18 protein-coding genes are annotated in these 19157 nt (G+C 73.8%); 12 read left to right on the forward strand and 6 right to left on the reverse strand.

Features of this window, described 5'->3' with window-relative positions; genetic code table 11:
- Positions 1 to 252 precede the first annotated feature (252 nt).
- Entirely contained in the window at positions 253 to 2544 is a 2292-nt protein-coding gene (locus tag ACFW9D_RS06415; protein ID WP_384618561.1) for a transglycosylase domain-containing protein, read from the reverse strand.
- 174 nt (positions 2545 to 2718) lie between these two features.
- On the opposite strand from ACFW9D_RS06415, the gene ACFW9D_RS06420 reads away from it, so the two are divergent.
- Genes ACFW9D_RS06420 through ACFW9D_RS06435 form a run of 4 tightly spaced genes read left to right on the forward strand, consistent with a single transcriptional unit; the run spans position 2719 to position 6107 of the window.
- Complete coding sequence (locus ACFW9D_RS06420; RefSeq protein WP_384618705.1) at positions 2719 to 3513, forward strand: ABC transporter permease; 795 nt, start codon at positions 2719 to 2721, stop codon at positions 3511 to 3513.
- 43 nt (positions 3514 to 3556) lie between these two features.
- Positions 3557 to 4333, forward strand: coding sequence for an ABC transporter permease (locus ACFW9D_RS06425; RefSeq protein WP_384618708.1), 777 nt, complete (start codon positions 3557 to 3559; stop codon positions 4331 to 4333).
- 9 nt (positions 4334 to 4342) lie between these two features.
- Positions 4343 to 5335 carry an ATP-binding cassette domain-containing protein gene (locus ACFW9D_RS06430; protein ID WP_384618564.1) on the forward strand — a complete coding sequence of 331 codons (993 nt, stop codon included), beginning with the start codon at positions 4343 to 4345 and terminating at the stop codon, positions 5333 to 5335.
- Positions 5336 to 5345: 10 nt separating this feature from the next.
- Positions 5346 to 6107: a DUF1707 domain-containing protein gene (locus tag ACFW9D_RS06435; protein ID WP_188338664.1), complete on the forward strand. Its 762-nt coding sequence runs from the start codon at positions 5346 to 5348 to the stop codon at positions 6105 to 6107.
- 157 nt (positions 6108 to 6264) lie between these two features.
- On the opposite strand, the gene ACFW9D_RS06440 is transcribed toward ACFW9D_RS06435, so the two are convergent.
- Complete coding sequence (locus tag ACFW9D_RS06440) at positions 6265 to 7587, reverse strand: SGNH/GDSL hydrolase family protein (protein ID WP_384618568.1); 1323 nt, start codon at positions 7585 to 7587, stop codon at positions 6265 to 6267.
- Between the two features lie 214 nt (positions 7588 to 7801).
- Between ACFW9D_RS06440 and ACFW9D_RS06445 the strand changes: the two genes are divergently transcribed.
- Positions 7802 to 9205: a DUF445 domain-containing protein gene (locus ACFW9D_RS06445; protein ID WP_384618570.1), complete on the forward strand. Its 1404-nt coding sequence runs from the start codon at positions 7802 to 7804 to the stop codon at positions 9203 to 9205.
- A gap of 920 nt (positions 9206 to 10125) precedes the next feature.
- Here ACFW9D_RS06445 and ACFW9D_RS06450 read toward each other — a convergent pair.
- Positions 10126 to 10566, reverse strand: a complete 441-nt coding sequence (locus ACFW9D_RS06450; protein ID WP_384618573.1) for a GNAT family N-acetyltransferase — start codon at positions 10564 to 10566, stop codon at positions 10126 to 10128.
- 10 nt (positions 10567 to 10576) lie between these two features.
- The gene (locus tag ACFW9D_RS06455) at positions 10577 to 11809 is read right to left on the reverse strand and encodes an MFS transporter (protein WP_384618574.1); all 1233 of its coding nucleotides are present in this window, start codon (positions 11807 to 11809) and stop codon (positions 10577 to 10579) included.
- A gap of 72 nt (positions 11810 to 11881) precedes the next feature.
- Here ACFW9D_RS06455 and ACFW9D_RS06460 point away from each other — a divergent pair, with 72 nt between their 5' ends.
- From ACFW9D_RS06460 to ACFW9D_RS06475, 4 genes are all read left to right on the forward strand, one after another.
- Positions 11882 to 12874 (forward strand): GlxA family transcriptional regulator, encoded by a 993-nt coding sequence (locus ACFW9D_RS06460; RefSeq protein ID WP_384618576.1) that lies wholly within the window; start codon positions 11882 to 11884, stop codon positions 12872 to 12874.
- Complete coding sequence (locus ACFW9D_RS06465; RefSeq protein WP_384618578.1) at positions 12871 to 13242, forward strand: VOC family protein; 372 nt, start codon at positions 12871 to 12873, stop codon at positions 13240 to 13242. Before ACFW9D_RS06460 ends, ACFW9D_RS06465 begins: the two co-directional genes overlap by 4 nt.
- Before the next feature lie 130 nt (positions 13243 to 13372).
- The gene (locus tag ACFW9D_RS06470) at positions 13373 to 13684 is read left to right on the forward strand and encodes a hypothetical protein (protein ID WP_188338670.1); all 312 of its coding nucleotides are present in this window, start codon (positions 13373 to 13375) and stop codon (positions 13682 to 13684) included.
- Between the two features lie 202 nt (positions 13685 to 13886).
- Positions 13887 to 16094, forward strand: coding sequence for an acyltransferase family protein (locus tag ACFW9D_RS06475; protein WP_384618581.1), 2208 nt, complete (start codon positions 13887 to 13889; stop codon positions 16092 to 16094).
- A 42-nt stretch (positions 16095 to 16136) separates the two neighbouring features.
- Here the strand turns inward: ACFW9D_RS06475 and ACFW9D_RS06480 are convergent, their stop codons facing one another.
- The gene (locus ACFW9D_RS06480) at positions 16137 to 16610 is read right to left on the reverse strand and encodes a carboxymuconolactone decarboxylase family protein (protein WP_188338671.1); all 474 of its coding nucleotides are present in this window, start codon (positions 16608 to 16610) and stop codon (positions 16137 to 16139) included.
- A 151-nt stretch (positions 16611 to 16761) separates the two neighbouring features.
- Here ACFW9D_RS06480 and ACFW9D_RS06485 point away from each other — a divergent pair, with 151 nt between their 5' ends.
- The 3 genes from ACFW9D_RS06485 to ACFW9D_RS06495 all read left to right on the forward strand — a co-directional run bounded on the left by ACFW9D_RS06485 (position 16762) and on the right by ACFW9D_RS06495 (position 18438).
- Entirely contained in the window at positions 16762 to 17220 is a 459-nt protein-coding gene (locus tag ACFW9D_RS06485; RefSeq protein ID WP_384618585.1) for a GNAT family N-acetyltransferase, read from the forward strand.
- A 109-nt stretch (positions 17221 to 17329) separates the two neighbouring features.
- Positions 17330 to 18124: a class I SAM-dependent methyltransferase gene (locus ACFW9D_RS06490; protein WP_384618587.1), complete on the forward strand. Its 795-nt coding sequence runs from the start codon at positions 17330 to 17332 to the stop codon at positions 18122 to 18124.
- Complete coding sequence (locus ACFW9D_RS06495) at positions 18121 to 18438, forward strand: hypothetical protein (RefSeq protein ID WP_384618589.1); 318 nt, start codon at positions 18121 to 18123, stop codon at positions 18436 to 18438. Before ACFW9D_RS06490 ends, ACFW9D_RS06495 begins: the two co-directional genes overlap by 4 nt.
- On the opposite strand, the gene ACFW9D_RS06500 is transcribed toward ACFW9D_RS06495, so the two are convergent.
- Positions 18418 to 19149, reverse strand: coding sequence for an alpha/beta fold hydrolase (locus tag ACFW9D_RS06500; protein WP_384618592.1), 732 nt, complete (start codon positions 19147 to 19149; stop codon positions 18418 to 18420). The genes ACFW9D_RS06495 and ACFW9D_RS06500 overlap by 21 nt on opposite strands.
- Between the last annotated feature and the right edge of the window lie 8 nt (positions 19150 to 19157).

Here is a 19157-nt window from a genome sequence, read left to right on the forward strand (position 1 = left end):
AACCGATCGGCCCCCATTTCTCGGGGGATGGGTGTTGTTTATATTCCCCCTGAAGGGGCACACTTCGTGCGTCCCCAGGGGCGTGTTGCTCGCGCCCCGCGACGGAGTCGCTGATCGGGTACAGCCCCGCGCCCCTGAAGGGGCATACTTCGTGCGTCCCCAGGGGCGTGTTGCTCGCGCCCCGCGCCGGAGTCGCTGATCGGGTACAGCCCCGCGCCCCTGAAGGGGCACACTTCGTGCGCCCCCAGGGGCTCAGTGATGTGCTGCTTGAGGGGAGCGGCGGGGGGAGGTGGGGGTCAGGTTGTTGAGGACGCCTTCCTCCGCGCCGCCTGTGGTGCCGCCGGGGCGGCCGGCCGGTCGGTCGGGGCCGGGGGCTGTGGTCGTCGGGGAGTCGGTGGCGGGGGACGTCGGGCCCGTGGGGGTCGGGGAGTGGGAGGGGGTGGGCTTGCCGGATGTCGAGGGGCTGGTGCTGCCCGAGGGCTCGCGGGTTTCGGGGGCCGGGGGCGGCGGCGGTTCCTCGGCGCCCTCCTCCAGTTCGAGGTCGAAGTCGTGGGCGGGGGTGCCGGCCAGCGCCTTGCGGGTGTACTGGGCCCAGATCTGGGCCGGGAACCCGCCGCCGTTGATGCGGGGCAGCCCCGCCGCCCCGTACAGCGGGGTGTGCGCGGCGGTGTCCGGGTCCTGGCCCATGACGGCGACGACGGTGGCGAGGTCCGGGGTGTAGCCGGCGAACCAGGCCGCCGTGTCCTCCTCCGCGGTGCCGGTCTTGCCGGCGGCGGGGCGGCCCGCGGCCTGCGCGGCGATTCCGGTGCCGTCCTCGACGACGGACTGGAGGATCGCGGTCGTCGTGTCGGCGGACTCCCGGCTGACGGCCCGGCTGGTCTCCTGCTCGGGCAGGCCGATCTTCTGCCCGTCCTTGCTGAGTCCGCCGAGCAGCGTGTACGTGCCGTGCCGGCCGTGGTTGGCGAGGGTCGCGTAGGCCTCGGTCATGTCGAGGACGCTGGCGGTGGCGGGGCCGAGCGCGATGGAGGGGGAGGCGGTCAGGTCGGGGGTGGTGGCCGGGAGGCCGAGGTCGATCGCGGTCTGCTTCACCTTGTCGGAGCCGACGTCGACGGCCATCTGCGCGTAGACCGCGTTGACGGACTTGTCGGTGGCCTCGCGGACGGTGAGGGGGCCGTAGGAGATCTCGTCCTCGTTCTCGGGGGCGTAGTAGCCGCCGTCCCAGCCCTGGACGGGGCGGGCGTTGGTGCCGTCGTAGACGGTGTTCGGGGTGATGACGCGGCCGTCCTCGGTCGTCGAGCCGTGTTCGACGGCGCTGGTGAAGACGAAGGGCTTGAAGGTGGAGCCGACCTGGTAGTCGCGGCGCGTGGCGTTGTTGACGTACTGCTGCGTGTAGTCGATGCCGCCGTACATGGCGAGGACCTTGCCGGTGCGCGGGTCGATGGAGGCGCCGCCCGCGCGGACGTTGCGGTCGGCGGCGCGGCCCTTCTTGTCGATCTTCGACATGAGCTGCTTCTCGACGGCGGCGACGAACGCGTCCTGCTTCTTGCGCTGGAGGGTGGTGGTGATGCGGAAGCCGCCGGTGGCGAGGGTGTCCTCGTCGAGGATCTTGTGCTCGACGATGTAGTCGCGGACGGCGTCGCGGATGTAGCCGCGCTGTCCGGACAGTCCGGCCTGGCTGTTGTGGGCCTCGTCGGGCATGGGGAAGGTGGTGCGGGCGCGGGTGGCGGGATCGAGCCACTTCTCCTTGACCATGCCGTCGAGGACGTAGTTCCAGCGGGCGACGGCCTTGCCCTTGTTCTCGGGGTGGGCGACGACGTCGTAGGCGCTGGGGGCGTTCAACAGGGCGGCCAGGTAGGCGCCCTGAGCGGTGCTCAGGTGCTGGACGTCGACGCCGTAGTAGGCCTGGGCGGCGGCCTGGATGCCGTACGCGTTGCGGCCGAAGTAGCTGGTGTTGAGGTAGCCCTCGAGGATCTCGTCCTTGCTGGCCTCGCGGTCCAGCTTGATGGAGATGAAGAACTCCTTCACCTTGCGCGAGATCGTCTGTTCCTGGCCGAGGTAGTAGTTCTTGACGTACTGCTGGGTGATCGTCGACCCGGACTGCTTGCCCTTGCCGGTGACGGTGTTCCAGGCGGCGCGGAGCATCGCCTTGGGGTCGATGGCGGACTCGGAGTAGAAGTCGCGGTCCTCGGCGGCGAGCACGGTGTGCTGGACGGTCTCGGGGACCTGGGCGAGCGGGACGTTCTCCCGGTTGACCTCGCCGTCGCGGGCGATGGGCGTGCCGTCGGCGTACAGGTAGACGTTGGACTGGGCGGTGGCGGCGGAGTTGGCGGCGGGGATGTCGACGAGGGCGTAGCCGAGGGCGAACAGGCCGGCGCACAGCAGGAGGACGCCGAGGAGGGTGCCGAGCAGCATGCGCCAGGTCGGCACGAGGCGCCGCCAGCCGGTGCGCCGGGGCCTCTTGGGCTTCCTGCCCTTCTTCCCCTCCTTGCCCTGGGCGCCCTGCTGGACCGGTTCGGGCGTCTGGGGCCGCTCGTCGCTGCTCATGTCCTGTGGAACTCCTGGTTCGCGTCGTACGTCACGTACGCCTCGTATGACACATAAGCCTCCTACATCACCCTGCAAATGCGGGCATCGTGCCGAAAAAGGGGTGGATGGCGTCGCGCGTGGCGATTAGGCTCCTGCGCTTCGGCCGGAATCCGGGGAGGCGCGGTGGGAGCAGTGCGGCTGTACGGGGCCGTGGCCGCCGGTGCCTTCCGGCGCTACGCGACCTACCGGCGGGCCACCTTCGCGGGGATCTTCACGAACACGGTGTTCGGCCTGATCATCGCGTGCACGTACGTGGCGCTGTGGGACGAGCGGCCGCGTCTGGGCGGCTACGACCAGGCGCAGGCGCTCACCTTCGTCTGGGTCGGGCAGGCGCTGTACGCGGTGATGATGCTCGGCATCCCGAGCGGTTTCGAGGCGGAGCTCGCCGACCGGATCCGCAGCGGGGACGTGGCCGTCGACCTGTACCGGCCGGTGGACATGCAGGGGTGGTGGCTGGCGCAGGACTTCGGGCGGTCGGTGTTCCAGCTGCTGGGGCGCGGGGTGGTGCCGATGGCCGTCGGGGCGCTGGTCTTCGAGCTCGCGCTGCCCACGAGCCCCGCGCGCTGGCTGGCGTTCCTGATCTCGGTGCTGCTCGGTCTCCTCGTCAGTTTCGCGCTGCGCTATCTCGTGGCGCTGTCCGCGTTCTGGCTCCTGGAGGCGGGTGGTGTCGCGCAGATGTACGGGATCAGCGCGACGTTCTTCTGCGGGATGCTGCTGCCGCTGAACGTGTTCCCGGGCACGTTCGGCGACGTGGCGAGGGTGCTGCCGTTCTCGGCGCTGCTCCAGGTGCCGGCGGACGTGCTGATGGGGACGGGGTCCGTGGCCGGCGGCTGGTTGTTCCAGGCGGCGTGGGCGGCCGCACTGCTCGGCGTGGGGCGGCTGGTGCAGGGTGTGGCGACGCGGCGGGTGGTGGTGCAGGGTGGCTGACCGTACGCGTACGGCCGCCGCGGAAGGCGTACGGGCCTTCGGGATGGTCAGCGCGATGTGGATCCGCTCCACGCTGGCCTACCGGGCGTCGTTCGTGATGACGCTGCTGGGCAACTGCGCCCTCACGGCCCTGGACTTCGTCGGAATCCTGTTGATGTTCTCGCAGGTGGACCGGCTCGGCGGCTACGGGCTCGCCGAGATCGCCTTCCTCTACGGCACGGCCGGGACCGCTTTCGGGCTCGCCGACCTGTTCGCGGGCTCCCTGGGCCGGCTCGGCACCCGGGTGCGGGACGGGACGCTCGACGCGTTCCTCGTACGGCCCGCGCCCGTGCTGGCGCAGGTCGCCGCCGACCGGTTCGCGCTGCGCCGGGTCGGCCGGCTCGCCCAGGGGCTGATCGTGCTCGGCTGGTCCGTGACGGCGCTCGACGTGGCGTGGACGCCGGTGAAGGTGCTGCTCGTGCCGGTGCTGCTGGTCAGCGGGGCCGGGATCTTCGTCGCCGTGTTCATGGCCGGGGCCGCGTTCCAGATCGTGGCGCAGGACGCGGCCGAGGTGCAGAACGCGGCGACGTTCGGCGGCAACACGATGCTCCAGTACCCGCCGACCGTCTTCGGCGACGGCCTGCTGCGCGGCGTCACCTTCGTCCTGCCGCTGGCCTTCGTGAACTGGCTGCCCGCGCTCTACATCCTGGGCCGCCCCTATCCGCTGGACCTGCCGCGCGCCGTCGCGTTCGCGCCGCCGCTCGTGGCCGCCTGCTGCCTCGCGGCGGCGGGACTCGCGTGGCGGGCCGCGCTGCGCGCCTACCGAAGCACGGGGAGTTGAGGCTGCGCGATGGGTGACGAGGCGTTCATCGAGGTGGACGGGGTCGAGAAGTTCTTCGACGTGCGGCGCAGGGCCGGGCTGCTGCGGCGCGAGCGGCACCGGGTGCGGGCCGTGGACACGCTGTCCTTCACCGTGCCGCGCGGCGAGATGGTCGGCTACATCGGGCCGAACGGGGCCGGGAAGTCGACCACGATCAAGATGCTGACCGGGATCCTCACGCCGAGCGCGGGGCGGATCCGGGTCGCGGGCATCGAGCCGGCCCGCGAGCGCTCCCGGCTCGCCCACCGCATCGGTGTCGTCTTCGGGCAGCGCACCACCCTGTGGTGGGACCTGCCGCTCATCGACTCGTACCGGCTGATGCGCCGCATGTACCGGATCGAGGAGCGCCGGTACGCGGAGAACCTCGACCGGTGCGTCGAACTCCTCGAACTGGCGGGCCTGTTGGAGACGCCGGTGCGGCAGCTGTCGCTCGGGCAGCGGATGCGCGGTGACATCGCGGCGGCGCTCCTGCACGACCCGGAGGTGCTGTACCTGGACGAGCCGACGATCGGCCTGGACGTCGTGTCCAAGGTGAAAGTCCGGGGATTCCTGCGGGACTTGAACCGTGACCGGGGTACGACGGTGCTGCTGACCACGCACGACCTGACCGACATCGAGCAGCTGTGCCGGCGCGTGATGGTCATCGACCACGGGCGGATCGTGTACGACGGGGAGCTGAAGGGGCTGTACGCGGTGGGTGACGGGGCGGCGGCGGAGCGCACGCTGGTGGTCGACCTCGAACGTGAACTCCCGCCGCTGGAGGTGGAGTCGGCGCGGGTGGTGAAGGTGGAGGGGGCGCGGCAGTGGCTGGCGTTCCCGGCCGGGCAGTCGGCGGCGCCGCTGGTCGCGCGGATCGCCGAACGGTATCCGCTGGCGGACCTTTCGGTGCGGGAGCCGGACATCGAGAGTGTGATCGCACGGATGTACGCGCGAGATCCCTCCGCCGTCACCTCCCGCCCGTAGGCTGGCGGTCATGACCGACGATGCATCGCACCTCCCCGAACTGCGGGCCTCCGACGCCGACCGCGAGAAGGTCGCCGAGCGGTTGCGGGACGCGCTCGCCGAGGGGCGGCTCGACATGGGGGAGTTCGAGGAGCGGCTCGAGGCGGCGTACGCGGCGCGTACGTACGGGGAGCTGGCGCCGCTGACCCGGGACCTGCCGGCGGCGGGCAGCACGGCGCCGGTGGACCTGGTGAAGGCGCCGGTCGCGGAAGGGGCCGTCGACTGGGCGGCGCGGACCGGCGGGCAGGCGACGTCGGGCGGGGCGTTCGCGTTCTGGAGCGGGTTCAGCCGCAAGGGGCGCTGGACGGTGGGGGAGCGGTTCACCGCGTTCGCCATGTGGGGCGGCGGCGAGATCGACCTGCGCGAGGCGAACTTCGCGGCGCGGGACGTCGAGATCCGCTGCTTCACGATCATGGGCGGGATCCATGTGAAGGTGCCGCCGGAGCTCGACGTCACCGTGAAGGGCTTCGGCATCATGGGCGGCGTCGACGACCGCGCCACGGGCACCGGCACACCGGGCTCGCCCCGGGTCGTCGTCCGCGGCTTCGCGCTGATGGGCGGCGTCGGGGTCGAGCGCAAGCTCCCCCGGGAGGAGCGGCTGCGCCTCAAGGACGAGCGCCGGCGCGAGAAGCTGGAGCGGAGGGACGAGCGGCGCCGTGAGCTGGAGGACCGCCACCTGCGCATCCACGACCGGCACGCCGACCGTCACCGGCGCCACCACGACGACGACTGACCCGGACCGCATGCGCACCGCGCGCCGGGATGCCGGGGCAGGCGTGCCCCGTCAGGGGCGCGGGGCTGTGACGTCAGGGGCTCCGCCGCGGGGCGCGAGAAGCCCCACCGGCGGGTGGGCGGGTGACGACGCCCGACCGTCCACGGCGGGACCGGGGTCAGAGTTCGGCGCCGCGGGTGGGGGTCAGGGTGGCCGGGTCGAAGGACTCGGCCATCTTGCGGTAGCCGGCGTCGCTGGGGTGCAGGTGATCGCCGGAGTCGTACTCCGGCAGCAGCCGGCGCGGGTTGTACGGATCCCGCAGGGCCCGGTCGAAGTCGACGTAGCTGTCGAAGACCTTGCCGGAGCGGATCTCCGCGTTGACCTCTTCGCGTACGGCTTCGAGGCGGGGCTCGTAGCCCCGGTGTCCCTGGAACGGCATGAGGGTCGCCCCGACCACCCGCAGCCCGCGCGCGTGCGCCTGCCGCACCAGCTCCCGTAGGCCGTCCGCGATCCGGGAGGCGTCCGTCTGGTGCGGGTTGCGCAGGATGTCGTTGATCCCGAGGTCGACGACCACGGCCCGTACCCCGGCCCGGCCGAGCACGTCACGCTCGTAGCGCGCGAGCCCGCTCGGGTTCCCGGCCGGCCGGCCGTACCCGTCGGACAGCAGCCGGTTCCCGCTGATGCCCTGGTTGAGGACCCCGTAGCGCGGAGCCCCGGCCTCGGTGCGCAGACGCTCGGCGAGGACGTCGGTCCAGCGCCGGTTCGCCCCCACCGTGGACGTGATGCCGTCGGTGAGCGAGTCGCCGAGGACGACGACGGTGCCCTCCGCCTCGTTGCTGAGCACGTCGAGCGCGCTGAGGTAGCGCCAGTACGGGCTCTGCTCCGTGTACCGCGCCCCGCTCTCCTCCTCGGTCAGGTCCCCGTTCGCCACGTAGGACATCTGCCGGGCCTGCGGGTGGTACGTGACCGGGCCGGACGGCGTCGGTGAGTACGTCGTGACGAGCACGTCCGCGTCGGAGGGCACGCGCAGCCGCACCGCGTCGCTGAGCACCTGCCGGCCGGCGGGTATGACCACCGACGTGTTCCCGGAGAACGTCAGCCGGCGCACCGTGCCGGCCAGCGCGGTCGGGCTGTTCGGCGCGGAGGCGAGGGCGAGGGAGGCGTGGGTGATGCTGAGCGGCTGCTGCCCGTACAGGTTGGAGAGCGTGATGCGGGCGCTGGAGCCGCCGATGCTGGTGTGGATCACGTTGCGGATCGAGCGGCCGAAGAAGCCGTTCGTCTCCGTGCCCGGTTCCGCGCCGGCCGGGGCCGCCGACCAGCTGCCGGCCCAGGTGCCGGTGGAGGCGGGAGCGGCGGAACTGCGCGGGTGCGCGCCGTCCGCGCGGACGGAGCCGTCCTTGCCGCGCAGCAGGCCGGAGAACCCGAGGTAGATACCGCCGGAGATCAGCACGACGACGGCGACGAGCGCCGCCAACAGGGCATAACCGTTTCGCCTGGTCATGCGGTGTGTGTCTCCTCGGGCAGGGGGAGCCCGAGGCTCCGATGTGATCATCCCATGATGAGGCATGGGGTGCGATGGATGACGAGGGGGCCGACTCTGCCCCCCTCCGACCCTTGAGACGCCGGGAACTTGCGGTTCGTTCCGGGAGTACGTCAGGAAGGGGCAATGTGTGAGGGGAATGACATATGACGGACGCGGCGAGCTGGAGTGACCGATGAGCGGGTCGGAGAAACCGGACGGATCGGACGTCGACGACACGGGGCAGCATGCCCGGCCGGCCGTACGGTCATCCCTTCCCGCGGCGGGAGGTCCCGGGTCAGGGGCCGGTACCGCGTCCCGGCCCGCCCGTCGCTTCGGGGCCGAGTTCACCGCCGCCGACGAGGAGAAGCGGCGCGGGGTGCGGCGGATGAAGGCGATCGCCACCGGGATGCTCGGCGTCGTCGCGCTGATCTACGTCCTCGCCACCTGGGCGGAGCACTCCGGTGCCGGGGCCTGGGCCGGGTACGTCGCGGCCGCCGCCGAGGCCGGCATGGTCGGCGCGCTGGCCGACTGGTTCGCGGTCACCGCCCTGTTCCGGCACCCTCTCGGCATCCCCATCCCGCACACCGCGATCATCCCCCGCAAGAAGGACCAGCTGGGCGTCTCGCTCGGAGAGTTCGTCGGGGAGAACTTCCTGTCCTCGGACGTCGTACGGGAGCGGCTGCGCGCCGTCGGCATCGGCTCCCGGCTCGGCGCCTGGCTCGCCGAACCCGAGCACGCCGACCGCGTCACCGCCGAACTCGCCACCGCCCTGCGCGGCGCGCTCACCGTGCTGCGCGACCAGGACGTGCAGGCCGTCGTCGGCGAGGCCATCACCCGCCGCGCCGACAGCGCCGAGATCGCGCCCGGCCTCGGCAAGATGCTCGAGAAGGTCGTCGCGGACGGCGGCCACAAACGGGTCGTCGACCTCGTGTGCACGCGGGCCCACGACTGGCTGGTGCTGCACGGGGACTCCGTGATGGACGCGGTGCAGGGCGGTGCGCCCGGCTGGACGCCCCGCTTCGTCGACAAGCGGATCGGCGAGCGCGTCTACAAGGAACTGCTCCGCTTCGTCACCGAGATGCGCGACATGCCGCAGCACCCCGCGCGCGGCGCCGTCGACCGCTTCCTCACCGACTTCGCCGCCGACCTCCAGTCCGACTCCGACACCCGGGCGCGCGTCGAGCGCCTCAAGTCCGAGGTCATCGGCCGCTCCGAGGTGCAGGACCTGATCGCCTCCACCTGGTCCGCGGTCCGGCAGATGATCGTGGCCGCCGCCGAGGACGAGCGCAGCGAGCTGCGGCTGCGGGTGCGGGCCTCGCTGCTGTCGCTGGGGGCGCGGATGTCCAGCGATCCGAAGGTGCAGGCCAAGGTCGACGGGTGGGTGGAGGGCGCCGCCGTCTACGTCGTCACGACGTACCGCGCTGAGATCACCTCCCTCATCACGGACACGGTCGCCGGCTGGGACGCCGAGCACACCTCCCGCAAGATCGAGGCGCACATCGGCCGTGACCTGCAGTTCATCCGTATCAACGGCACGGTGGTGGGGTCTTTGGCGGGGCTGGTGATCTATGCGGTGTCGCAGGCTTTCGGAGCGTGATCCCTCCGGGGGTTGAGCGGTCCCTCCGCCCGTCCGTCCTTCGGCTCGCCCGCCGTCGTGGCTGATCGCGCAGTTCCCCGCGCCCCTGCCGGGGCCCTTCCCTCGCTGTGCCGGGGGCTGCTTGGGCCACCCCTCGGGCCGCTGCGGGGCTACTGCTGCCCGGGCCCTGCCCGAGCCCTGACGCCACGGCGGGCCATGGCCCGAGCCCTTCTCCCACCCGCCCGCCCCCTCCGGGGGCGTCGGCCCGGCGCCCTGCCTTGGGCAGCACCCTGGCCGAGGTGAGCGTTCCGGTCACCCTCGCCTGGCCGTAGTGCGTTCCGGTCGCCCTCACCTCGGGCGTGCGCCCAAGCCCCGGGTGCGTACCAGGTCGGGTCGACCCAGCCTTGGGCAGTCTGCCGCCTGGGGCGGCACGGGTGGGCAAGGCGGCACCCCCGGCGCCGGGTGCGCGTTTCGTTGGGCCTCGGCTAACGCGCCGCCGCCGCAGGGGCTGAGGATCGTCGCCGGGTGCCGCCCGGTGGGGCTTCTCGCGCAGTTCCCCGCGCCCCTGAAGGCGCACTCCGTGCGCCCCAGGGGTCGCCGGATTCGCTGAACAGACACAGCCCCGCGCCCCTGAAGACACGCTCCGCGTGCCCCAGGGCCCGCTGTTGCGCCCCGCGACAAGTCGCTGATCGGGTGCGGTCCTACCCCGGCAGGGAGGCGCGCTTCGCCCGTTGGTCGTGCTCCGCGACGGAGTCGCTGATCGGGTGCGCGGCCCTACCCGGCAGGGAGGCGCAATTCGCCCGTTGGTCCCGCCCCGCGACCGAGTCGCTGATCGGGTGCGGTCCTACCTGGCGGGGATGCGCGCTTCGACCATTGGTCGTGCGCCCCGGGGATTCGGGACCGTGCCGCCGGAGACGCGCTCCGCTTGGCCCAGGGGCTGGTCACGGGAGTGGCCGCAGCATGAAGACGTCCACCGGGTCCTCCGACTCCGTCACGAAGCCGTGGCGTTCGTAGAGGCGGCGGGCCGCGCTGCCCTGGAGGACGTTGAGGCGGACCGGGACGCGCGCCGCGTCGCAGTGGGCGAGGAGGCGGGTGACGACGGCGCCTCCGATACCGACGCCCTGCAGCTCGGGCGCGAGGAAGAAGTGCTCCAGCCAGTGCGCGTCCGGCGCCGGCCGCAGCGCCACGCACCCGGCGAGCTCCCCGCCCACCTCGATCACCCAGGTGTGCTCCGGCGCGTACGCGTCCCGCAACCGCTGCCGCACCCGGTGCGCGTCGAACCGCCCGAGCCGCTCCAGATCCGGCCGCATCACGACGGCCCGCAGCTCCACGAGGGGTTCGAGGTCGTCGGCCGTGGCCGCCCGCAGCATCCAGTCCGCCATGATCGCGAGGCTACCCGGGGCCCCGGACGCCCTCGCGGCCGGTGGTCACCGTGAGGGCGAGCAGCGCCGCCACCGCGCACAGCCCCGCCACCCCCACCCACACGAGGTCGTACGAGCCGAAGGCGTCCCGCACGGCGCCCCCGGCGAACGCCACCGCGCCCGCGCCCACCTGATGCGCGGCGCTGACCCAGCCGAACACGACCGGCGCCCGTTCCCCGAAGTGCGCCCGGCACAGCGCGAGGGTCGGCGGGATCGTCGCGACGTCGAGCAGCCCGAAGACGACCGTGAACGCGAACAGCGGCGCGTCCACCACCGCCCCGAGCAGCAGCGGCAGCGCGAGCAGGGTCAGGCCGCGCAGCCCGTAGTACGCGGCGAGCAGCCGGCGCGGGTCGAGCCGGTCGGTGGCCCAGCCGGAGGCGACCGTCCCGGCCACGTTGAAGATCCCGACGAGGGAGAGGAGCGAGGCGGCGACGGTCGTCGGCATGCCGTGGTCGTGCGCGGCGGGCGCGAAGTGGGTCCACATGACGCCGTTCGTGGAGGCGCCGCAGACGGCGAACGTCCCGGCGAGCAGCCAGAACGGGCCGCTGCGCAGAAGGCCGGTCGGCAGCGGCACGGTTCGGGCACCGGTCGTCCGGGGCGTGGCCGGATCCCGTACCGCCGCGCCCACCAGTGGCACCGCGACCGCCGCCGCCCCGGCGAGCCCGTACGCCGCCGTCCGCCACCCGTACCCGTCGATCACCCACGACAGCAGCGGCAGGAACACGAACTGGCCCACCACGCTCGCCGCCGTCAGCAGCCCCGCGACGAGCCCGCGCCGGGTCACGAACCAGCGCTCGGTGACGGTCGCCGCGAACGTCGTCGCCGTGGCCCCCGTGCCGAGCCCCACCAGCACGCCCCACGCCACGACGAACTGCCAGGGCGCCCGCGCCGCCGTGGTGAGCAGCGCGCCCGCGCCGACGAGCGCCAGCGCGCCGACCGCGACCCGCCGCATCCCGATCCGGTCCATGAGCGCGGCCGCGAACGGCGCCGTGGCCCCGTACACGACCATGTTCACCAGCGTGCCCAGGCCGATCGCGGAGCGGGACCAGCCGAGCTCCGTGTGCAGCGGGCCGACGAGCAGACCGGCCAGCGTGCTGAAGGACCCGGCGACGACGATCGCGAGCGCGGCGCCCGCGGCGACCACCCACCTCCGGTCGCGGGGCGGAGCGATCGCGGTGCGGCCTGTTCCGGTGTGTGTCGTCATGACTACGACCCTCCGTCCGGGCCGTCCTCCCGGACGACTGGCCAGATGGCCACGAGCTGAAAGAATCTGGCCATGAGTGGAGCAGGGGTACGCCGGCCCGCCTCGGTGGCCGTGCTGGTCAGGGACGGGGTTCTGCCCATGGAGCTGGGTCTGGTCCACCAGCTGTTCGGCGCCGCCCGCGATCCGGTGACCGGTGAGCGCCTCTACGAGGTCACGACCTGCGCGCCCCGCCCCGGCCCGGTCCGCACCGATGCCGACTTCCCGATCCACGCGGGGCACGGCCTGGAGGCGGTGGCGGCGGCCGACACGGTGCTGGTCCCGGCCTCGCACGAGGCGGACGAGTCGCTGACCCCGGACGCGGGACCGCAGGAGTCGGTGCGGGAGGCGCTGACGGGCGCCCGGGGCCGGGTCGCCTCCATCTGCACCGGCTCCTTCCTGCTGGCCGCCGCCGGACTGCTCGACGGGCGCCGGGCGACCACGCACTGGCTCTCGGCGGACCGTTTCGCCCGTACGTTCCCGCAGGTCACCGTGGACGCCGATGTCCTCTACGTCGACGAGGGGCGGGTCCTCACCTCGGCGGGCGAGGCGGCCGGCATCGACCTGTGCCTGCATCTGATCCGCCGCGACCACGGCGCGGGCGTCGCCGCCGACGTCGCCCGCCGCACGGTGGTGCCGCCGCACCGGGAGGGCGGCCAGGCGCAGTACATCCGCCGCCCCGTCGAGGAGCCGGGCCTCGCCTCGACGTCCGGCTCCCGCGCCTGGGCGCTGCGCCGTCTGGCCGAACCGCTCACCCTGGCCCAGCTCGCGGCGCGGGACGCGATGTCGGTCCGTACGTACAGCCGCCGTTTCCGTGAGGAGACGGGTCTGACGCCGATGACCTGGCTGACCCGTCAACGGGTGGACCGGGCGCGGGAGTTGCTGGAGCGCACCGACCACACGGTCGACCGGGTCGCGGCCGAGTCGGGTTTCGGTACGGCCACCTCGCTGCGCCAGCACTTCCAGCTCACGCTCGGGGTGGCACCGGCCGCGTACCGGTCGACCTTCCGGGGGAGGGGCACCCCATGACCGTTCGACGCATCGTCCCCAACCACCCCGTCACCCCCGCCGGCCCCGAGGCCCTGGACGCGGCCCGGGCCTTCTACGAGCGGATCGGCCTGGAGCAGGTCATGGACCTCGGCTGGGTCCGCACCCTGGCCTCGCCGACGCACCCCACGGCCCAGATCAGCCTCTTCACGCACGACGCGACGGCCCCCGTCGTCCCGGACCTGAGCATCGAGGTGGAATCCGTCGGGGAGCTGGAGTCGGTGTACGCGGCGCTGTGCGCGTCGGGCGCCGAGATCGTGCACGGCATCCGCGACGAGGAGTGGGGCGTGCGCCGCTTCTTCGCCCGTGACCCGCAGGGGCGCGTCGTCAATGTCCTCGCGCATCTGTGAACCGCCGGACGTCACCGGCCGCGGCGCCCCGTGACCGTGCTCACGTATCCCCGGCCCGTGACGTGGCGCGGCCCCCCGAGGCGTAGCCTCTTCGAACAGACTTGCCCGGTATGACCAGGAGGCTCCAGTCATGGCCCGTTCCCTTCCCACCGCGCCGATCGCCGCCGCCGGACTGATCGGCGGCTACGCGACCGCCCGCTTCACGAAGAAGCGTCCGCTGGGCGGCGCCGTGCTCGCCGTCGCCGGGGCCGCCGCCGCGACGCAGTGGACGAAGGCGCGGGGCGGGAAGGTCGCGGGCGCGCTGACGGGCGCGTACGTCGCCGCGTTCGCCGGTTCGCACCCGCTGGCCAAGAAGGTCGGCGCCTGGCCCGCGGTGTTCGGTGTCGCCGGGGCCGTCGCCGCCGCGTCGTACGTCCTGGTGGACCGGCGCGCCGGAGCCTGACCGCCCGCTGTGCGTGACTTCGTCCGCCGCGCGTGAACCCGGGGCCAACTCCGTATGAGCCCCGGTTCACCCGCCGTCGGAGACCCGGCGAACTCCTCCCGGTAGGCGCAACTGTTCGAACCGGGCGGCCGTCCCCTGAGTGCGCCCCTGTCCTCCCCAGGGGCCCGTGCACCTCGTGGCCCCTCAGGAAGACGAACCCGCCGTGACCCAAGCGCCCCCGCTGCCACAGACCGGACCGCGCCGACCGTCCGCCCCGCCGGGGGCGGCGAGCGAACCGCCCGGCCACCGGGCCGACATCCAGGGGCTGCGCGCCGTGGCCGTCGGGCTCGTCGTCCTCGCGCACGCCGGCGTACGGCAGTTGAGCGGCGGATACGTCGGCGTCGACGTCTTCTTCGTCATATCCGGCTTCCTGATCACCTCGCTGCTCGTGCGCGAACTCGACCGGGACGGCCGCGTGTCGATCCGCCGCTTCTACGCCCGCCGCGCCCTGCGCCTGCTGCCCGCCTCGACGCTCGTCGGTGTCGCCGCGCTGGCCGGGGCGTATCTCTTCCTCTCCAAGGCGCGGTTCACGGAGTACGTGGGTGACGCCGTCGCGAGCGGCCTGTACGCCGTGAACCTGCGGCTCGCCGCGTCCGGCACGGACTATCTGCGGGCCACGGCCCCGCCGTCGCCGTTCCAGCACTTCTGGTCGCTGGCGGTGGAGGAGCAGTTCTACGTGGTGTGGCCGCTGGTGCTCACGGCCGTGTACGCCCTCGCCCGGACCACCGCGCGCTCCGGGCGGACGCCCGCCCGGGGCCCTCGCCCGGGTACGGCCCTCGCCGGTACCGCACCTGCCCGGGGCCTTCGCGCGGGTGCCGCCCTCGCCGGCGTCGCCGTGCTCGCCGCCTCCCTCGCCCTGAGCGTCGCCACGACCGGCGCCGCGCCCTCCTGGGCGTACTTCGGCACGCACACGCGCGCCTGGGAGCTCGCGGCGGGCGCGCTGCTCGCCCTCACCCTCGCCCCCACGCGCGCCACCCGTCCCGCACGCCGTCTGCCGGCGCCCCTCGCCGGGGTCCTCTCCTGGGCGGGCCTGGCCGCGATCGTCGGCTCGGCGCTCGTGTTCGACGACGCGACCCCGTTCCCCGGATACGCGGCCCTCGTCCCGGTCACCGGCACGGTCCTGGTCCTCGCGGGCGGCAGCGCGCCGAACCGCTTCGGCGCCGAACTGCTGCTTCGCCGAAGGCTGTTGACGGGCATCGGCGGAGTCTCGTACGGCTGGTACCTGTGGCACTGGCCGCTGCTCGTGATCGTGCCCGTGGCGCTCGGCCGGCCCGACGCGGGGGTGCCCGCGCGGCTCGCGGTGTGCGCGCTGGGGCTCGGGCTCGCGGTGCTGACGCTGCGGCTCGTCGAGAACCCGGTCCGGTTCGCCGCCGCCTTCCGCGGCCGGCCGGGCCGCGCGCTCACGCTCGGCGCGTCCCTGACCGCCGGCACGGCGGCCGTCGCACTGCTCGCCGCTCTCGTGCCGCCCGCGATCGACTCCGGCCGCCCGGCCCCGCGCCTCGCCGCCCGCCTCGACGCGGCCCCCGACCCGGCGGCCGCCCTCGCAGACCTCCTCGCCGCGCCGAACGACGACGTCCCCGCGAACCTCAGGCCCGCCCTCACCCGCGTCAAGGACGGGCGCTCGGCCGTCTACCGCGACGGCTGCCACGTGAACCCCGGCGTCACCGCCGTGCCCGGCCCCTGCGCGTACGGGGACCCGGCCTCGGCCACGACCGTCGTCCTCTTCGGCGACTCGCACGCCGCCCAGTGGTTCCCGGCGCTCGAACGGCTCGCGCGCGAACGGCACTGGCGGCTCGTGTCCCTCACGAAGGCGTCCTGCAAGACCGCCGACGTCACGATCGTCAACGGCGGCGGCCCGTACACCGCGTGCGACACCTGGCGGGCCCGCGCCCTGGACCGGATCGCCGGGCTGCGCCCCCGCCTCGTGATCGCCTCGTCGTCCGAGTCGGGCGACCCGGTGCGCCCGGCCGCGGCGGGCCCCGTCGCCCAGTGGACGGCCGGCTACACCCGCACCTACCGGAAACTGCGGGCGACCGGCGCCCGCGTCGTCGCCCTCCAGGACACGCCCTGGCCCGCGTCCGACGCGGTCGACTGCGCGAGCACCCACCCGCTGGAACTGGACCGCTGCTCGTCGGCCCCCGCCCGGGCGGCGAAGGACCCGCGCAAGGCGGCGGCGGTCCGTGCCGCCGCCCGTGCCACCGGTGCCACGCTCGTCGACCCGCGCCCCTGGGTGTGCGCGCCCCGCGTCTGCCCGGTCCTGGTCGCCGACACCCTCGTCTACCGGGACGACGGCCACCTCGCGGACGCCTACGCCCGCGCCCTCGCCCCGGTCCTGGGCGCCCGGCTCGGCCCTCTGCCGGGAACGCCCTGACCGGACCGCCCCTGCTTCCGCGCGGGCACGGGCCCCCGTGGCTCAGCCGAACATGCCCGGCTGGTAGTCGCCCGCCGGCTGCTGCGTGATGACGTTCAGCCGGTTGTACGTGTTGATCAGGGCGATCAGCGAGACGAGCGCCGCGAGCTGGTCCTCGTCGTAGTGCTTGGCGGCGTTCTCCCACACCTCGTCGGAGACCCCGCCCGCCGCGTCGGCGATCCGCGTCCCCGCCTCGGCCAGCTCCAGCGCGGCCCGCTCGGCGTCGGTGAACACCTTCGCCTCGCGCCAGGCGCCGACCATGTGCAGCCGCTGCGCGCTCTCGCCCGCGGCGGCGGCGTCCTTGGTGTGCATGTCGAGGCAGAACCCGCACCCGTTGATCTGGCTGACGCGGACCAGGACGAGGTCCGCCGTGAACTTCGGCAGCTCCACCGCCTCGAGGGCCTTGCCCGCCGCGTTGATGTGACGGATGAACTTGGAGGCGACGGCGTTGCCGAAGACGTTGAGACGAGCTTCCATGGCGATCTCCTGCTGCTCGGTGGGCTTTCCCGGTCGCCGCTGGGGGCTTTCCCGGTCGCTTACGTCTGGATGACGGAGCGCCCGCCGGGGATGTGACCGCCCTGGAATGTGACCTGCGTCACGCGCGAATCGCGGGAGCTAGGCTCTGCCCGTGCCCCGCCTCGAAGAGCTCACGCCCGCCAACCTCGACGCCGCCCTCGCCGTCCGCGTCCACCCGGACCAGGAGCACCGCGTGGCCCCCGTCGTGAAGTCGCTCGCCGAGGCGTACGTCCACCCCGGCGTCGCCTGGCCCCGCCTCATCGTCGACGGCGACCGCCCCGTCGGCTTCCTCATGGCCTTCTTCGACATCGACTGGAAGGGCGACGGCTCCGGCGACGACATCCGCTCCGGCCTGTGGCGCCTGAACATCGCGGCCGCCGAACAGGGCCGCGGCTACGGCCGGTTCGCGGTCGACGCGGTCGCCGCCGAGATCCGCCGGCGCGGCGGCAGCCGCCTCACCACCACCTGGCACCCGGGACCGACCGGCCCCGAGGAGTTCTACGTCCGCCTCGGGTTCCGCCCCACGGGCGAGACGAGCGGCGGCGACGCGGTCGGCGAACTGGACCTCTGAGCCGCCGGGTTTCCGAAAGCCCCGCGCTCTCTACGCCAACCAGCCGCAGGCGACGGCGACTTGACCGATCCGGCGCCCGGCCCCGGTGCCGGATCGGTAGCGTCACCGCATGACCGACAGCAGCCAGGGCGAAAGCCGCCTGCACGCCTCCTCGTTCGGCGCGGCCGCCCCCGCCTACGCCGCCCACCGCCCCGACTACGCACAGGCCGCCCTGACCTGGGCGCGCCAACTCGCCCCGGGCGCCCGCGTCCTGGACCTCGGGGCCGGTACGGGCAAGCTGACCGCCGGTCTGGTCGCGCAGGGCGCCGAGGTCACCGCCGTCGAACCAGACCCCGCGATGCTGGCCGAACTGCGCCGCGCCCTGCCCGCCGTCCGCGCCCTGGAGGGCAGCGCCGAGTCGATCCCGCTCCCGGACGGCTCGGTCGACGCCGTGCTGGCCGGCAACGCCCTGCACTGGTTCGACATGGCCGTCGCGGGCCCCGAGATCGCCCGCGTCCTCGCCCCCGGCGGAGTCCTCGCCGGGCTGTGGAACGTCCTGGACGACGAGGTCGACTGGGTCGCCGGCCTCGCCCGGATCGCGGGCGGCGCGGTCATCGGCCCGCGCGACACCCCGGCCGCCTGGCGCGCCGAGACGACCGGCATGCACCTGCCCCGCCCGGACGCGGACGCCGCCGCCCGCTTCGGCTCACCGGAGCAGGACACCTTCCCGCACGGCCAGCGCCGCAGCGCCGACTCCCTGGTCGCGACCCTGGCGACCCGGGCCGGCCTCCTGGTCATGCCCGCACAGGAACGCACGGCCACCCTGACCCGTATCCGCGACTACCTCGCCACCCGCCCCGAGACGGCCTCGGGCGACTTCACGCTCCCGATGCGTACGGCGGTGCTGCGCACCCGGAAACTGTGAGACGCGGCCCGGAAGGCTCGCCGCCCCGCCGCCCCGACGACCGGGTCTCCGTCATCGCGTACGAGAACCTGCCGGGTGGCCCGGGCCCCCTGGCCGCTCTCCGCGCCTGGCTGCGCGCCCGGGGCGTCGACTGGATGCCGTTCGACCTGACGGCCGAGGTCGGCGTCGACCTGGCCTGCGCCCGGGACCCCGACGGACACGCGCGCGGCTGGTACGACATCCGTGTCAGCGCCGCCGCCCTGCGCCGCCTCGGCCTCCACCCGGACCAGCCCGCCGCGCACCGCGCGCCGGGGTCATTCCCGCCCGGCCGGTGAGACGGCCGCCGCCTCCAGGAGCACGTCCGCGAGCTCCCGGGGCCGCGAGAACATCGGCCAGTGCCCGGTGTCCAGCTTTGCCAGCCGCCACCGCTCACCCTTCACCAACTCGGCGACGGGGCCGTCGAGTTCGTGTTCGTCTCCGCCCAGCTCGCACAGGACGTACGTAGCGGGAAGTTCGTCGAGCGGCCGGGCCAGTACCGCCGGCTCCGTCAGCGTCGTACCGGGGTGCGGGGTCGAGCCCGCGACGATCCGCGCGATCTGCTCCGGGCTCAGCCCGTGCCCCTCGAAGTGCGCGGCGGGCGCGCACGGCCACCAGCCCCCGTTCTCCGCGAGCGAGGCCCGCACACCGGCCCCGCCGTCCGGCCACTGCGCGACGAACGGCTCCCCGTCCACCGGCACGCCGGCGTCCACGAACACCACCCGCCGCAGCCGCTCGCCGAGCAGCCCGGCCGCCTGCCCCACCGGCACCCCGGCGTAGCTGTGCCCCACGAGCACGACGTCCCGCAATCCGGCCCGCTCCACGAAGTCCACGACATCCCGCACATGCCCCTGCCGCCCCACGGGCGCCGCACCGTCGGCCCGCTCGGCGAGACCCGACAAGGTCAGCGGATACACCCCGTGCCCGCCTGCCGCCTCCAGCCACGGCACCACGTCGTCCCACGCCCACGCCCCGAGCCGCGCCCCTGCCACCAGTACGAAGTTCGCCATGCCCGGCA

Source organism: Streptomyces sp. NPDC059524, assembly GCF_042749255.1.
GTDB classification, from domain to species: domain Bacteria; phylum Actinomycetota; class Actinomycetes; order Streptomycetales; family Streptomycetaceae; genus Streptomyces; species Streptomyces xanthii.